General features: G+C 71.3%; 15 protein-coding genes. 7 read left to right on the top strand and 8 right to left on the bottom strand.

What is annotated here, in order from left to right:
- Nucleotides 1-16 precede the first annotated feature (16 nt).
- The gene (locus tag GUY60_RS22195; RefSeq protein ID WP_161700554.1) at nucleotides 17-565 is read left to right on the top strand and encodes a GNAT family N-acetyltransferase; all 549 of its coding nucleotides are present in this window, start codon (nucleotides 17-19) and stop codon (nucleotides 563-565) included.
- A gap of 117 nt (nucleotides 566-682) precedes the next feature.
- Here GUY60_RS22195 and GUY60_RS22200 read toward each other — a convergent pair whose 3' ends face one another.
- From GUY60_RS22200 to GUY60_RS22210, 3 genes are all read right to left on the bottom strand, one after another.
- The gene (locus tag GUY60_RS22200; protein ID WP_223178720.1) at nucleotides 683-1,129 is read right to left on the bottom strand and encodes a DUF6479 family protein; all 447 of its coding nucleotides are present in this window, start codon (nucleotides 1,127-1,129) and stop codon (nucleotides 683-685) included.
- Between the two features lie 165 nt (nucleotides 1,130-1,294).
- Entirely contained in the window at nucleotides 1,295-1,882 is a 588-nt protein-coding gene (locus GUY60_RS22205; RefSeq protein WP_161700556.1) for a HutD/Ves family protein, read from the bottom strand.
- Nucleotides 1,883-1,958: 76 nt separating this feature from the next.
- Nucleotides 1,959-2,495, bottom strand: a complete 537-nt coding sequence (locus tag GUY60_RS22210) for a MarR family winged helix-turn-helix transcriptional regulator (protein ID WP_161700558.1) — start codon at nucleotides 2,493-2,495, stop codon at nucleotides 1,959-1,961.
- A gap of 154 nt (nucleotides 2,496-2,649) precedes the next feature.
- On the opposite strand from GUY60_RS22210, the gene GUY60_RS22215 reads away from it, so the two are divergent.
- Nucleotides 2,650-3,126: a cupin domain-containing protein gene (locus GUY60_RS22215; RefSeq protein WP_161700560.1), complete on the top strand. Its 477-nt coding sequence runs from the start codon at nucleotides 2,650-2,652 to the stop codon at nucleotides 3,124-3,126.
- A gap of 40 nt (nucleotides 3,127-3,166) precedes the next feature.
- Here the strand turns inward: GUY60_RS22215 and GUY60_RS22220 are convergent, their stop codons facing one another.
- On the bottom strand, nucleotides 3,167-3,784 hold the full coding sequence (locus GUY60_RS22220) for a LysE family translocator (RefSeq protein ID WP_161700561.1): 618 nt from the start codon (nucleotides 3,782-3,784) through the stop codon (nucleotides 3,167-3,169).
- Between the two features lie 112 nt (nucleotides 3,785-3,896).
- Here GUY60_RS22220 and GUY60_RS22225 point away from each other — a divergent pair, with 112 nt between their 5' ends.
- Together GUY60_RS22225 and GUY60_RS22230 are read left to right on the top strand one after the other, a co-directional pair.
- The gene (locus tag GUY60_RS22225; RefSeq protein ID WP_161700563.1) at nucleotides 3,897-4,349 is read left to right on the top strand and encodes an Lrp/AsnC family transcriptional regulator; all 453 of its coding nucleotides are present in this window, start codon (nucleotides 3,897-3,899) and stop codon (nucleotides 4,347-4,349) included.
- Between the two features lie 41 nt (nucleotides 4,350-4,390).
- Nucleotides 4,391-5,278, top strand: coding sequence for a hypothetical protein (locus GUY60_RS22230; RefSeq protein WP_161700565.1), 888 nt, complete (start codon nucleotides 4,391-4,393; stop codon nucleotides 5,276-5,278).
- Here the strand turns inward: GUY60_RS22230 and GUY60_RS22235 are convergent.
- On the bottom strand, nucleotides 5,184-6,188 hold the full coding sequence (locus tag GUY60_RS22235) for a DMT family transporter (protein ID WP_161700578.1): 1,005 nt from the start codon (nucleotides 6,186-6,188) through the stop codon (nucleotides 5,184-5,186). The genes GUY60_RS22230 and GUY60_RS22235 overlap by 95 nt on opposite strands.
- An 83-nt stretch (nucleotides 6,189-6,271) precedes the next feature.
- Nucleotides 6,272-6,925 carry a TetR/AcrR family transcriptional regulator gene (locus GUY60_RS22240; protein WP_161700567.1) on the bottom strand — a complete coding sequence of 218 codons (654 nt, stop codon included), beginning with the start codon at nucleotides 6,923-6,925 and terminating at the stop codon, nucleotides 6,272-6,274.
- An 84-nt stretch (nucleotides 6,926-7,009) separates the two neighbouring features.
- Between GUY60_RS22240 and GUY60_RS22245 the strand changes: the two genes are divergently transcribed.
- From GUY60_RS22245 to GUY60_RS22255, 3 genes are all read left to right on the top strand, one after another.
- Nucleotides 7,010-7,219, top strand: coding sequence for a hypothetical protein (locus GUY60_RS22245; RefSeq protein WP_161700569.1), 210 nt, complete (start codon nucleotides 7,010-7,012; stop codon nucleotides 7,217-7,219).
- Between the two features lie 314 nt (nucleotides 7,220-7,533).
- Nucleotides 7,534-9,237 (top strand): SPFH domain-containing protein, encoded by a 1,704-nt coding sequence (locus tag GUY60_RS22250; protein WP_161700571.1) that lies wholly within the window; start codon nucleotides 7,534-7,536, stop codon nucleotides 9,235-9,237.
- The gene (locus tag GUY60_RS22255; RefSeq protein ID WP_161700573.1) at nucleotides 9,234-10,574 is read left to right on the top strand and encodes an SPFH domain-containing protein; all 1,341 of its coding nucleotides are present in this window, start codon (nucleotides 9,234-9,236) and stop codon (nucleotides 10,572-10,574) included. The genes GUY60_RS22250 and GUY60_RS22255 overlap by 4 nt, the downstream gene beginning before the upstream one ends.
- Before the next feature lie 31 nt (nucleotides 10,575-10,605).
- Here the strand turns inward: GUY60_RS22255 and GUY60_RS22260 are convergent, their stop codons facing one another.
- Both GUY60_RS22260 and GUY60_RS22265 read right to left on the bottom strand, forming a co-directional pair.
- The gene (locus tag GUY60_RS22260) at nucleotides 10,606-13,293 is read right to left on the bottom strand and encodes a SpoIIE family protein phosphatase (RefSeq protein ID WP_312866387.1); all 2,688 of its coding nucleotides are present in this window, start codon (nucleotides 13,291-13,293) and stop codon (nucleotides 10,606-10,608) included.
- Nucleotides 13,294-13,467: 174 nt separating this feature from the next.
- Nucleotides 13,468-14,328, bottom strand: coding sequence for an aldo/keto reductase (locus GUY60_RS22265; protein WP_161700576.1), 861 nt, complete (start codon nucleotides 14,326-14,328; stop codon nucleotides 13,468-13,470).
- Nucleotides 14,329-14,365 lie beyond the last annotated feature (37 nt).

Genomic DNA, 14,365 nt, shown 5'->3' on the forward strand with positions numbered 1-14,365 from the left:
GACAGGAACCACCACGATGAGCCGCACCCCGCACCCTCCGTACACGATCCGCCCCGCCACCCCGGCCGATGTGCCGGGCGCGCGCCGGCTGATGCTCGACACGTTCTACCGGGACTTCGGGTACGGCTACGTGCCCGCCTGGCACCGGGATGTCATCGAGCTCGACGCCACCTATCTGACCGACCCCCGGCATCTGCTCCTGGTCGCGCTGTACGACGGCGAGGTGGTGGCCACGACCGGCGTGCGGTCCGCGGGCCCGGCCCATCCGCCGCACCCGCGCTGGCTCGCCGAGCGCTACCCCTCGGGCAGCACCGCCCAGCTCGTCCGCGTCTACGTCCACCCGGACCACCGCCGCCACGGCCTCGCCCGCACCCTGGTGCACCGGGCCCGCGACTTCGCCGCGACGACTCCGGGATACGACTGCCTGTATCTGCACACCAACGTCAACGTCGAGGGCGCGGAGGCCTTTTGGCGCGGACTGGCGAAGGAGGTGTTCGACGCGCGCGGCACCGGCGAACACGGGGCCGGGGTGGGGACGGTGCATTTCGAGATGCCATTGTCCTGATACGCCGTTGCCCTGATACGCGGATGTCCTGATACGCGCCGACGGAACAACTCAACACAGCACCGCGTCGGCGGAGTTCTCCTCCGCCGACGCGGTCTTCCTCAGGAACTCTTCCGGTTACGCATTCGCCTGCGGTTTGTCATGCGGGACTTCCCGCGGGCTTTCCGGTGGATTCGGCTGCTGCTCTCCGTGCGGCGTTTCGGGTTCGCCGCTTCCGTAGGAGCCGAGGCCCCTGCCCCAGCGCGGCGAGTCCTGGTTGTCGCTGCGCCGGTCGCCCGAAGAGTGCAGGTTGTACGGCATCAGCCGCTCACTCTCGTTCTTGGCGTGCGGCACCTCGTCCGGCTCGCGCATCTCCCGGACCTCGCGGACCGCTCCGCCCTCCGGCAGATGCGGCTGCTCCTCCGCTGTCGGCGCCCTCGGCTCCCGCGAACGCACCACGTCGCCGATCCAGAACGACCAGATCAGCGCACCGACAATGATGAGGCCACCGAGCAGGGCGCCGATCTTCCCGAAGGTCGAACCGTTCACAGCCAGCTCGTACAGTCCGAAATCGGAGTTCGCCATGCGATCCTCCTTCTCTTCGTGCTGATCACCCGGGCCACCTTTTCCGCTCCGGCCCGAGAAAAGCCCGTACTCATTGTGCCCGAGGGATTACCGGAACGCTCTGTCGAGGGGCGAGCATCCAGTCCCGGAATTACTTCCAGTATGCGCCCGCACAGGAACGGCGGGTCAGGGGACTTCCACCTGGATACGCGCGACCACGGCGTCCCGCAGCACCAGGGCGCTCTCCTCGGCGCCGGGGAGGACCGCGTCGAGGCGCCGGAGGGGGCGGCCGTCGAGCGTCACGGTCCCGTCGAGCACCACGTACGCGATGGTGGCGGCGGTGGCCACCGTGACCGGCAGGTCCGCGTCGCCCCTGAGCACCTCGATCCCGCCGCGCAGCCCCGTACGCACCATGAGGTTGAGCGCCTGCGCGCACCCCTCCACGGCGACCGTGCTCACCCGCGCGTCCCCGGCGAACGACACGACCTGGGTGTGCCGGAGCTCGTGCTCGGTGCCGTCGATGGAGAGCCGCAGGCGTACGGGCGCGGCCGACAGCAGATACCGGTCCATGCCCGGCAGCGACGAGAACGGGCCGGTCGCCTCGATGTCGGCGAGGCTGAGCCGCCACAGCGTCGACTCCGTTGATCCTGCGGCGAGTTGGCGGTACACCTCACGCGTGCGGCCGCGCCCGTTGGCCCACGGCTGCGGGGCGAGCTCGGCGGTCCGGATCACCCGGGCGGCAACGGGGGCGGAGGGCTGGTGCGCGGAGGACATGGTGAACGACTCGTCTTCTCTGGTAGGGACTTGACCTGCTGACGGCTCGGGTCACACCGGCCGGTCGGGGCGGGCCTCAGCGGGCGGTGTCGGCCGGGACGTCCCCGTACGACGTGAGCAACTCGGCGAGGGTGGCGGCGAGTTCCGTACGGCCGTCGGCGTCGAGTCCGCGCAGGAGGCGGGCCTCGTTGGCGAGGTGGAGCGGCAGCACCCGGTCGATCACCTCCAGGCCTTCAGGGGTGAGCCGGATCCTGACCGAGCGGCGGTCGACGGCGTCGGGCACGCGCGTGACCAGGTTCTTGGCGGCCATGCGGTCGACCCGGAGCGTGATCGCCCCGGTGGTGACGAGCGACGCCTTGAGGAAGGTCCCGGCGGTCAGCTCGTAGGGCGCACCGGAGCGGCGCAGCGTGGACAGGATGTCGAACTCGCCCGGCTCCAGGCCGTGTTGGGCGAGGAACCCCTTGATCTCCTTGTCCCAGAGCCGGGACAGCCGCATGATCCGGCCGACGACACCGACCGGCGAGAAGTCCAGCTCCGGGCACTCCCGACGCCACTGATCGAGCACCGCTTCGACCGCGTCTCCGGCCGCCTCGTCGGCCACCTCGTCCGCCATGGACCCTCCCGAGCAGATAGCTGAGCGATAGATGAGCGCTCATTTAATTGACACTCACGCAAGTGCGAACTAGCTTAGCACTCACTTAATCGGCTCTCAGCTACCCCTCAGCCACCTCTGCCACTGACCCCTTCGGTACGTCCAAGGAGTAACCGTGTCCTATCCCGACCCCCGCTACTTCGGCGAGCGCGGCGAGATCAGTGCCGACTTCCGGCCCGCGAGCGCCGCACCCGACTTCACCGCCGCCGGCACCTCGTACCACTACCTGTCCACGACGGTCTCCACCAGCGGCGAGTACGGCCTGTACCGCGTGGACATGGGGCCGGAGTTCGGCGGTCCGAGCACGCACTTCCACAAGGCGATGTCGGAGTCGTTCTTCGTCCTGTCCGGCACGATGCGCCTCTACGACGGCAGCCGCTGGATCGACGCCACCGCGGGCGACTACCTGTACGTGCCGGTCGGCGGGCTGCACGCGTTCCGCAACGAGTCCGGTGAACCCGCCTCGATGCTCATGCTGTTCGCCCCCGGCGCACCCCGCGAGGACTACTTCGAGGGCGTCACCGAGCTGGCCGGGCTCCGCGAGGAGGAGCGCGCGGAGTTCTTCGTCCGGCACGACAGCTTCTTCGTCTGACCGTCGATCCTTCGCCAACTCCCCTCCCGTTGCCGGGAGTTCACTGGGCGAGGCGTTCCGCGAGCAGGAACGCGCCGATGAGGAGCATCATGGCCCCGGACGCCCTCGTCACGGCCCGCGCCGCCGAGGGCCTGGCCTTCAGGACGGTGCGGGCCAGCACGCCGACACCGAGGTAGACCACGGCACACGCGGCCATGTGGAGCGCACCGAGCAGCCCGGTCTGCGCGGCGACGGGCCAGCGGCTCGCTGAGTCGATGAACTGCGGGAACAGCGAGAAGTACAGCAGCAGCGCCTTGGGGTTGAGGCTGCTGATGCCGACGCCCTTGAGCGCGACCTGTCGCCGCGAGGCCGACACCACCTCGGTGGCCGCGACCGGGGTGGCGGGGCGGCGCAGCACTCCGACGCCGAGCCACATCAGGTAGACGGATCCGGCGACGGTCAGTGCGGTGAGGACGGACGACGAGCTCGCCACGATCATCACGAGTCCGGCCACGGCGAGCAGAGTGTAGCCCGCGTACCCGGCTATCAGCCCGGCGACCGCCGGGACGACCGAGCGGTCCCGCAGTCCGGCGGCGATGGCGTACGCCCAGTCCGCGCCCGGCGTGAGGACCAACAGCAGGTCCACTGCCAGAAATGCCGCCACCGTCGTCGTATCCATGGATCGTTCCCTCTCAAATTTCTTGCTCTGCGAGGGAAGATTAGGCGTGAAACGCCCGAATATGTTTCTGTCTTTTCTCCATGATCGCGTCTGGTGAGGGAGAATCTTCTCCATGGACGCCCTGGACCGGAAGATTCTGACCGAGCTGCAGCTCGACGGCCGTCTGACGGTCACCGAGCTGGCGGCGCGCGTGCGGCTGAGCGTCTCGCCGTGCCATCGCAGGTTGCGTGACCTGGAACGCGCGGGGGCGATCCAGGGGTACCGCGCGGTCGTCGACCCGGCGGCCGTCGGCCTGGACTTCGAGGCGCTGGTCTTCGCCACGCTGCGCTGGGAGGACCGGGACACGGTCGCCGCGTTCGAGGAGGCGGTGGCCGCCGTGCCGCATGTGATCCAGGCCCAGCGGCTGTTCGGCGAGCCGGACTACCTGCTGCGGGTCGCCACCGCCGACCTGGCGGCGTACCGGCAGCTCTACGACGAGCAGTTGGCCAAGCTGCCCGGTGTGCAGCGGCTGACCTCCACGCTTGTCATGAAGAACGTCGTCCACGACCGCCCGCTGCCCCAGTGAACAGGTATCGAACAGTGAACAGGTACCGAACGAGGATGCACATGCGACGCAGGGTTCTCTTCGGGGCGGTCGGTGCGGCTCTGCTCGCCACGCCCCTCCTCACCGGCTGCCAGGACGACGCGAAGGCGGGCACGGGCGGCGGCGCGAAGCCCAGGATCGTGAAGGACACCGACGACGAGGCGGTCGTCGAACTGTCCGACGGACGCCGCGTGTCCCTGCACTACGAGGACGGCACGGGCCTGCTCGAACGACACCAGAAGGCGAAGGGCGCGCCCTGGTCACAGTCGCGGACCGTGCACGCCACCAAGACCGAGCCGTGCCGGGGCATCGACCTGAAGGCCCGGCGCGGCACCGTCACCGTGCGCGCCGGATTCGGCCCGTACTGCCGGGACGGCGAGCCCCCGGCGCAGGCCGTCGCCGCCGTCGGCACCGGCCGGTTCGACGCCTGGGACACCCACATCTCGCGGGACCTGGACGGCTGGGAGCGGGTCGGCATCGCCGCCGACGGGGGCGCGGTCACGTTCCGCTCCGCCTCGTGGTCCAGTACGACGACGCTGCCCTGGCGCGCAGGCGAGGGTTTCGGCAAGCGGACGACCACGTACAAGAAGCTGGACGCGCGGTTCCTCGGCACCTGGCGTGCCGAGGACGGCAGCCACCGGGTGACGTTCCGGCAGGCCGCGCCCGACCGGCCCGCGACGGCGACGGTCGAGACGGTCGAGGGCACCCGGTGCGAGGTCCACATGGACCTCACCAACATCTGGAAGGACCGGGTCCAGCCGCGCGAGGGCACGCTGTTGGCGGGCGAGAGGACGAAGCACTGCCCGCCCGAGGAGTTCAACTCCGAGTACGTGGTGGCGAATCCGGACGGGCCCATGTCTCTGCGTGAGCTGGGCGGGACCCGGCCGCTTGTGACGTACCGGAGTCTGTGACCACCTGGGCGTCCGCCCGTCGCGGTGCCCTGCGCGCGGGCATCGTGGGTGCGGGCATCGTGAGTACGGCGAGGCAGCCGACGACGAGCGCGATGCCGCCCCACCCGAGGGGTGGCAGCCGTTCGCCCACGACCAGGACGGCGAGCACTGCGGCGACGGCGGGTTCGAGGAGCGAGAGCGTCGTCGCGGTGCTCGCCGGGACGTGCGCCAGGCCCCAGCCGAACAGGACGTACCCGAGGAACATGGGAACGAGGGCCATGTAGGCGCCGACCGCCGCGTTCGGCCAGGAGTCGAGCAGCGGCGCGCCGGTGACCAGGAGGACCGGCAGCAGGAGCACACCGCCGAGGCCGAAGACGCCGCCCATCGCTGCGCCCGCGGAGACCCCGCCGCTGATCAGCCGGTGCGCCGCCCACGCGTACAGGGCATAGGTGAGCCCGGCGAGCAGGCCGAGCCCGACACCGAGCACCGTCTCCCCCACGGACCGGCCACCCGTGCCGGAGTGCGCCTGGGCCGCCTCGGCCACGCACAGCAGCGCCGTCCCGCTCAGGCCGAGCGTGGCGCCGAGCAGCCAGCGGCGGGTCAGTCCGCGCCCGTCCACGACACGTTCGACGAGGGCCGAGGCGAGCGGGGCCGAGCCGATGGACACCACCGTGCCGGCGGCGACCCCGGCGAGGTGCATGGAGCTGTAGAACGCGAGCGGGTAGACGGCCACCGCGACCGCGCCGAGCAGCAACACCCCGCGCCGCGCCCGCAGTTGAGGTGCTTCCCTGGCGATGCGCGGGGCGGCGACCAGGGCCTGGAGGAGTCCGCCGAGCCCCATGGCGACGGCCCCGATCGCGAGCGGCCCCACACCGGGAGCGAAGGTCGCGGCGGTCCCTGTGGTGCCCCACAACACGGACGCGGCGAGCACACAGAGCGCCCCCACGCCGACGGATCCCGACGCCCGCCCCGCACGCGGCCGCTGCTCTGCGCGCCGCTGTTCCACGGGCCGCGTCACAGTCGTCGGTCCAGCAGGTCAGCCGCGATCGTCCGCGCGTGCTCGATCCGCGTACCCGCGCCCTCGAGTCCCGCGCGGGTCATCGCACCCTCAAGGAGGAAAGCCAGGTGCTCCGCGAGCGCCCGCGCCTCCTCGGGCCGCTCGGGCAGCAGCTCGTCGAGGTGTCCGGCGAGCAGCGCCTCGACCTCTTCCTTGTGCCGGCGCACCACGGCCCGCCCCTCGTCCCCCGCGGGCAGCTCGGCCGCCGCGTTCAGCAGGCCGCAGCCGCGGAAGCCGTGCTCGTAGGCGTGGGCCGCGTGATCGGCGTACGCGTCGAACACGGCGAACACACCGTCGCGCCCGGTGCCACGGCCGGTGCCACGGCCGCCGTCGGCCGCTTCGAGGCGTCGCCGGTAGAGGTCGAGCCACTCCTCGTGCCGGGCATCGAGGTAGGCCCTGACCAGGTCGGACTTGGAGGAGAAGTTGTTGTAGAGGCTCATCTTCGCGACGCCCGCCTCGGCGGTGATGGTGTCGATGCCGGTCGCCGCCACCCCGTCCGCGTAGAAGCGTCGCGCCGCCGCGTCGAGCAACCGCTGACGCGCGGCGCCCCGCCGTTTCCTGGGCGGCGCCCCCGAAGCCTCGGCCCCGGCCCCGCTTCCGCTCTCACTCATCCCGGACTCCTTAATTGGGTAGATCAGTCTACCTAGTTAACGGAGTGCGGTGCCGCCCGCGCCAGGAAGGAGCACTCTGGGGGTATGAATGCCCCGGTAGTCGTCCACCCGCCGCAAGGAACCGGGGGGCGCCGGGTCACCGCGGGCGGCGAGATCCTCGGGCTCGCTCACAGTGACCAGGACCTGATCGAGTTCCTGCGCCGGGCCGGGCTGCCCGAGGCCGGGCGGATCCTGGACGACGAGGCGTGGGTGACGTGGCGCGGCGGCCACGCCCACCACTACGAGGCCGCCTGACCGCTCCGCGAGGCCGCCCCTGACCGCTCCTCGTCAAGGCCACCGGTACCGGGCAATCCACTCCTCGTCAGGGCCGCCGGTACCGGGCAATGCCTCGCCGGGCACGCACATGACAAACTCGGCCTGCGCGTCGCCTCCAGGCCCCGGCACGGTCGGGGAACCTTCCCGTTCCGCTCCCCGTCTTCCGGAGCGGCGGTGGCCGGGTACGAAGCCCGCTGCCGGGCGCGCGGAACCCATGGTGTGGGATGAGCGCGCGGCAGGGCCGTGCAGCGGCGTCTGCGGAGACGAGAACAGCGACAGAAGTGGGGGAAGACGTGGCGCGAGCGCGGGCACACAGAGTGCGGGGCGTGGCTGAGGCCGTGGCGTCCGGTGCCGATCCGCGGCAGTTGGCCGAGGACGAGGTACGGCGGCGGGCCGGGCTCTCCGGCAAGGGCCGGGGCAAGGGCGCGGGCTCCGGTGAGGGCCGGTACGACGAGGCCGAAGAACAGGGCATGGACCCCGCGGACTTCCCCGCCGCGCGCGAGCAGGGCGGCTCCATCGACACCGTCATGGTGCAGAAGACCGTGTCGCTCGACGACGCGGGCGAGGCCCTGAACCGCAGTGAGCAGCAGCGCGACGGCCTTGAGAAGGTGCACGCCATCTGCCCGATGGTGCTGCCCAGGGGCCGTTCGTTCCTGAGCATGCTGCCGGTTCTGATGCTGCCCGTGCTCGGTGTGGTCGGGACCGTGGTGGTCGCGGCGACGGACGACTCGCCGCTCACCAACCCGCTGTTCGGCCTGCACTACTGGGTCATCGCGGTGCTCGCCGTCGCCTTCGTGTGGTGGCGCCAGGGCATGGTGATGGTGCCGGACGGCTGCCACGCCCTGATCACCCGCTTCGGCAAGCTGGAGAAGGTCGTCGGGCCCGGCCGGGTCGTGCTGCTGAGCCCGTGGAAGCGGGTGTCGTACATCGTCAACACGACGCGTGAGTACCCCTTCAACGCACCTGTGCGCGAGGCCCCGACCAAGGGCGGCGTGAAGGCGTCGATCGACCTGTTCATCCAGTTCCGGATCAGCGACCCGACCGAGTTCGTGTACACCCTCGGCGCGGTGCGCGGCTTCGAGGAGAAGCTCAGCAACGCCGTCAGCGAGACCATCCGCTCCCTCATCTACGAGCAGGAGGCGGCCGGGATCTACGACATGGTCGGCGAGGACACCGGGCGGCTCCTGGAGCAGCTGAACCAGCAGTTCCGTCCGGCCGTCGAGCTGACCAACGCCAACATCACGCACGCCGAGCCGTCCGACCGTAACTACCGCATGGACCTGGCGGCCCCGGAGATGGTGCGGGTCGCCAAGGAGGCGTACACCCACGAGTACGCGCTGCAGTTGCGCAAGGAGCAGGACGAGGGCGATCTGAGCAAGGAGCTGGCGACCAGCCAGGAGACGCTGTCCGCGATCCAGGCCGACATCGCGCAGTACCAGGCGCAGATGGACACCGCCGTGGAGCGCGAGACCAACCGCGCCCACGCCCTGGCCCGCCAGCGTTACGTACAGGCCGAGTCGGAGGCCAAGGCGAACGCCGCGCTCCTGGAGGCGCAGGCGCTCGACATCCGCGCGGTCACCGCGGCGGAGGCGCCGGAGATCCTCGAATACCGCTACCAGCAGCAGGTGTTCGACACCCTGGAGCAGGTCGCCGACCATCTGCCGCGCCTGGTGCGCATCGGCGGTTCGGCGGACGGCGACGGCGCGGCAGGCGTCGACTTCCTGCAGCTGGCCCGCGAGTTGGTGGGCGAGCGCGGCACGGAGCTGTTCTCCGACGAGGACATGGCGGCCGTACGGGCCCGGCTCGGCGAGGTCAACGACCGGATCGCCGCACGGGAGACGGAGATCAACGCGCTCCTGCAGGCCGTCGAGACGGAGCGTCCCACCGTGCCCGCGGCCCGCACCGAGGTCCCCGGCACCGTCGCCGCGGACTCCCCGGACAACGAGACGATCGCCACGATCGGGACGGACGAGTCGTCCGAGGAGGCCGGCCAGTGAGCAGCGCACGTTCCCAGCAGCGGTCGGTCATCTCCGAGCGGGTGGCCGCCTGGAGCGATATCGCCCAGCTCCTCCGTGGCGGCGAGGCCGGCACGCTGATCCCCGTGATCATTCCCCGGCACCGGCGCAGGCTGTGGTGGATGCTGCCGCTGTGGCTCGGCGTCTTCGCCCTGCTCAGCGGTGTGATGCTGAGCCTGCGCGGCGCCGGTACGGACGGGGTGTCCGACCTCGCGTACGGCGCGCTCGCCGCCATCTCGTACATCGGCGGTGTGGTGCTGCTGCTTATCGGCGGCCTGTGGTGGTGGCGCTCCTCGATCGTCGAGATCGAGCAGGGCACCAACGGTGTCCTGACCCGGTACGGCGCGGTCACCCGCACTCTGGACGCGGGCCGGCACTACCTGTGGCACCCGTGGTCGCGGGTGGACTTCGTGGTCGACGTGGCCACCGAGATCCCGTACTCCGCGCCGGTGATGGCCTGCCCGACGCAGGAGAACGTGCCGCTGCGGTCGATCGAGTTCTTCCTGAAGTTCCGCATCACGGACGCGGTGCACTTCGTGCGGACCATCGGCGCGGGCAACTTCGACCTGGTGCTCTCCAGCGCCGTGCAGGACGCGATCCGGCAGCGCGCCCGGCTCATCCACACCGAGCGGGCGTACGACCTGCGCGGCTCGGACGTGGCCGACATGCAGGAGCTGCTCAACCGTCAGCTCTCCCGCTACGGGGTGCGCATCACCGGCTCCAACATCCCCGATGTGCAGCTGCCCGCGCAGTACCAGCAGCACCTGGCCACCCGTGAGCAGGTCGCCAAGGAGCGCACGGCGTACGAGCAGGAGTGGGGCCTGACCCGCAAGCGCCGTATCGACCAGCTCGGTATGGACATCGAGCGGGCCAAGAAGGTCCGCGACGCCCGCATCGTCGAGGTGAAGGCCGCCCTGAACCGGGCCCGCGAGGAGGTCGCGCAGCTCCTCGAGCAGCAGGAGACCAACGCCCAGCGGGTGCGCTTCGAGATCGAGACGCGTGGCCGCAGCGGTCTGATCTCCGCCGAGAACGAGGCCCGCGCGCAGCGCGCCCTCGCCAAGGCGTACCGCGACAACCGTGCGGTGCTCCAGTACGAACTGGCCCGCCGTCGCCTCGAAGTGGGCGCGGAGCTCGCCTCGAAGGCGCCGCAGCCGGTGGTCGTACGCACCGACGGCGGCGGCGACACCTCGGCCCTGTCGACGCTGCTCGCGGCGCAACTGCTCCCCCGGCTGACATCAACTCCCCAGGCGCTGCCCGCCGTTGACGCCCGGCAGTTGGGGAACCTGGTGCGCGGGGAGGACGCCGACGGCGAGGAGTAGGGCCGAGGAGCAGGCCTGTGGTCCGGCGGCGTCAGTCGTCGTCGGACCACTGGTCGAGGAGCGTGTCCACGGCCACCTCTGGTTCGGGTTCGGGCTCCAGGAGGGACTGTTCGGTCCAGATGACCTTGCCTCGGGCGGTGTAGCGGGTGCCCCAGCGGGTGGAGCACTGGGCCACCAGGAACAGGCCGCGGCCGCCCTCGTCGGTGGTGGCCGCGCGGCGCAGGTGCGGCGACGTGCTGCTGGCGTCCGAGACCTCGCAGATCAGGGTGCGGTCGTCGTTCAGGAGCCGCAGCCTGAGCGGCGGGATGCCGTAGCGGATGGCGTTGGTGACGAGCTCGCTGACGATCAACTCGGTGGCGAACGCGGCGTCTTCGAGCCCCCAGGCCTCGAGTCGGCGGGTGACGTCGGCCCGGATCCGGGATACGGCGGCCGGGTCGTCCGGCACGTCCCAGGAGGCGACCTGCTCCGGGTCGAGGAGCCGGGTGCGGGCGACCAGGAGCGCGATGTCGTCGGAGGGGCGCTCGGGCCACAGCGCGTCCACGACGGCGGTACAGGTCTCCTCCGGGTCGCGGTCGGGGCCCTCGGCGAGGACGCCGCGCAGCAGCGCGAGGCCGGTGTCGATGTCCCGGTCGCGGTTCTCGACGAGCCCGTCGGTGAACAGGACGAGCCGCGAACCGGCGGGCAGCCGCAGCGTGGCCGTCTCGATCGGCAGCCCGGCGCCGAGCCCGAGGGGCGGCGACACGGGCACGTCGGGGAAGGTGACGGAACCGTCGGGCTGGACGAGGGCAGGGCCGAGGTGCCCGGCACGGGCGACGGTGCACACCCCGGCGGCCGGGTCGTAGATCGCGTAGAGGAACGTGGCGCCGGTGATGTCCGGCTCGTCGCTGTCCGTGGCCTCCGCGGTGTCGATGTCGGCCACCAACTCGTCGAGGTGGGCGAGGAGTTCGTCGGGCGGCAGGTCGAGCGCGGAGAAGTTGTGCACCGCGGTGCGCAGCCGTCCCATGGTGGCCGCCGCGTGCAGGCCGTGCCCGACCACATCACCCACGACCAGGGCGACGCGCGCGCCGGGCAGCGCGATGACGTCGTACCAGTCGCCGCCCGCGCCGCCCTGCGCGGGCAGGTAGCGGTGGGCCACGTCGAGGGCGGTCGGGGCGGGCAGGGCGCGCGGCAGCAGGCTGCGTTGCAGGGTGACGGCGAGGGTGTGCTCGCGGGTGTAGCGGCGGGCGTTGTCGATGGACATGGCGGCCCTGGCGGCCAGTTCCTCGGCGAAGGTCGAGTCGTCCGCCTCGAAGGGCGGGGAGTCGCCCTGCCGCCAGAAGGTGGCCGTCCCCAGGATCCGCCCCCTGGCCCCGAGCGGCGCGGAGATCATCGAGTGGAAGCCCTGCTGCAGGATGTCGCGGGCGCGTGCGGGGTGCTGGGTGCGCCAGTCCTGGTCGGCGGCCAGGTCCGGTACGAGTACGGCGTGCCCGCTGTTGATGCCGAGGGCCGCGGGCGCGGTGGGCACGAACCGGATCAGTTCGCCCACGGGGTGGAACGGCTGGTCCCCGTCCGGGCCGACCATGGCGGTGCGGCGCATCTCGGTGCTCGTCCCGTCGGGTTCCTCGCCGCGCAGCACCGGCTCGAGCAGTTCGACGGTGACCAGGTCGGCGAACCGGGGAACCGCGACCTGGGCCACTTCCTCGGCGGTGCGCACCACGTCCAGGGTGGTGCCGACCCGTACCCCGGCGTCGTAGAGGATCTGCAGCCGTTCGCGGGCGACCTCGGCTCGGCCGGTCAGGGCGCGGAGTTCGGTGGTGTCGCGCAGGGTGGCCACGCAGCCGGAGGTGCGGCCGTCGGGGGTGACGGGTCGTACGTTGACGGCGAGCAGCCGGTCGCCCGCCGGGTGCACTTCGTCGCTGGCCGTCCGCCCGGCGGCGAGGAGTTCGCCGATGCCGGGCTCCAGGTCGAGTGCGGTGACCGGGTGCCGTTCCGCGTCGGCGGGCAGGGCGAGGAGGCGGCGTGCCTCGTCGTTGGCGAGGAGCAGCCGGCCGTCGCCGCCGACGATGAGGACGCCTTCGCGGACGGCGTGCAGGACGGCGTCGTGGTGCTCGTACATCCGGGTGATCTCGGTGGGGCCGAGGCCCCGGGTCTGGCGCCGCAGCCGCCCGCTGACCAGGGCGGCCCCGAACCCGGCGAGGACGAGCGCGCCGCCCGCCGCGGCGAAGAGGACGGGGAGCTGCCGGCCGACCGCGGCGTTGACGTTCTTGACGGTGATCTCGGGGTAGACGATGCCGGCGACGGAGCCGTCGGCCCGGAAGACGGGGACGGCGGCGTACACGGTCCGGCCGATCGGGCCTTCGTTGATCTGCGTGATGGCGTAGCCGCGGGCCGCGGGCTCGAACGGGCCGACGACGTGTTTGCCGATCAGGGCGGGGTCGCGGTGGGCGAGCCGGATCCCGGCCGGGGTGGACACCACCATGTTGTCGACGCCGGACCTCTTGCGGGCCGCCTCGGCGCGCGGCTGCAGTTCACCGGTCGGGTCGGGGCCGTCGATCGCCTCGGCCGTGCCGGGGGCGTTCGCGAACGCCGCGCCGGTGCTGAGCACCTGGTCACGGGCGGCTTGGGTGCCTTGGTACCGGGCCTGCAGGACGAGCGCCGTCACAGTCGCGACGACGAGCAGGACGACGACGCCGACCTGGAGCAGAAACACCTGGCCCGCGACGCTGCGCGGGCTCAGCACGGACCGCAGACGCGGACGCGGACGTGAACGCGGGCGCGGGCGCGGGTGCGCTTCGGGCGAGTGGGGCGGGCGCTCCGGCCCGCCCTCTGATCGCCTTGAGAAACGGCGGAAATTCCTCATTTCGTTCATTTTCCCACTCGCGGACGGCCTGCCGCGGGGCGAGATTCGCTCCGCTCATTCCGTTCGTCCCCTGAGGCGGTGACCGCCGAGCCGGACGACCATCGCCGGGTCGTGGTGGTCGAAGAACAGCGACGCCCCGGTGTCCAGGGTGGCGATCCGGGCCATCTGGTCGGCGGTGAGGTCGAAGTCGAAGATGTCGAAGTTCTCCGCCATGCGCTCGGCGCGTACCGACTTGGGGATGGCGACGACATCGCGCTGAATGAGCCAGCGAAGCACGACCTGCGCGACGGACTTTCCGTGCTCGGCGCCGATCTCGCTGAGCAGCGGGTTGCTGAACAGGTTGTTGCGGCCCTCGGCGAAGCCGCCCCAGGACTGGATCTGGACGCCGTGCTCGCGCATCAGGTCCTGGTAGGCGGCGCGCTGGAAGAACGGGTGGGTCTCGATCTGGTTGACGGCGGGGGCGAGTTCGTTGTTGATGATCAGGTCGAGGAGCCGGTCGGGATAGAAGTTGGCGACACCGATCGCCTTCGCCAGACCCTCGTGCTGGACGGCCTCCATGGTCCGCCACTGCCCGTACACATCGCCGTACGGCTGATGCATCAGATACAGGTCGAGGTAGTCGAGACCGAGCCTGCCCAAGGAGGTCTCGAAGGCGCGCAGGGCGTTGTCCTGGGCGGGGGCCTCCTGGACCCACAGCTTGGTGGTGACGAACAGCTCGGCGCGCGGGATGCCGCTGCCCTTGATGGCGCGGCCGACGGCCTCCTCGTTTCCGTACGCAGCGGCCGTGTCGAGCAGCCGGTACCCGGCGACGAGAGCATCGGAGACGGCCTGCTCGGTCTGCTCGGGCGGGATCTGGTAGACGCCGAAGCCGAGGACGGGCATCTCGACGCCGTTGCTGAGGGTGACGTTCCGCATGGGCATTCCTTCGTACGGGGTGGGGCCTGTCGTACGG

This window comes from Streptomyces boluensis (genome assembly GCF_009908195.1).
GTDB lineage: Bacteria > Actinomycetota > Actinomycetes > Streptomycetales > Streptomycetaceae > Streptomyces > Streptomyces boluensis.

What these genes read in the sequence shown, in the direction of transcription:
- GUY60_RS22195 (WP_161700554.1), top strand. Translation starts at nt 17, where the DNA reads ATGAGCCGCACCCCGCACCCTCCGTACACGATCCGCCCCGCCACCCCG.
- GUY60_RS22200 (WP_223178720.1), bottom strand. Translation starts at nt 1,129, where the DNA reads ATGGCGAACTCCGATTTCGGACTGTACGAGCTGGCTGTGAACGGTTCG.
- GUY60_RS22205 (WP_161700556.1), bottom strand. Translation starts at nt 1,882, where the DNA reads ATGTCCTCCGCGCACCAGCCCTCCGCCCCCGTTGCCGCCCGGGTGATC.
- GUY60_RS22210 (WP_161700558.1), bottom strand. Translation starts at nt 2,495, where the DNA reads ATGGCGGACGAGGTGGCCGACGAGGCGGCCGGAGACGCGGTCGAAGCG.
- GUY60_RS22220 (WP_161700561.1), bottom strand. Translation starts at nt 3,784, where the DNA reads ATGGATACGACGACGGTGGCGGCATTTCTGGCAGTGGACCTGCTGTTG.
- GUY60_RS22225 (WP_161700563.1), top strand. Translation starts at nt 3,897, where the DNA reads ATGGACGCCCTGGACCGGAAGATTCTGACCGAGCTGCAGCTCGACGGC.
- GUY60_RS22230 (WP_161700565.1), top strand. Translation starts at nt 4,391, where the DNA reads ATGCGACGCAGGGTTCTCTTCGGGGCGGTCGGTGCGGCTCTGCTCGCC.
- GUY60_RS22240 (WP_161700567.1), bottom strand. Translation starts at nt 6,925, where the DNA reads ATGAGTGAGAGCGGAAGCGGGGCCGGGGCCGAGGCTTCGGGGGCGCCG.
- GUY60_RS22245 (WP_161700569.1), top strand. Translation starts at nt 7,010, where the DNA reads ATGAATGCCCCGGTAGTCGTCCACCCGCCGCAAGGAACCGGGGGGCGC.
- GUY60_RS22265 (WP_161700576.1), bottom strand. Translation starts at nt 14,328, where the DNA reads ATGCGGAACGTCACCCTCAGCAACGGCGTCGAGATGCCCGTCCTCGGC.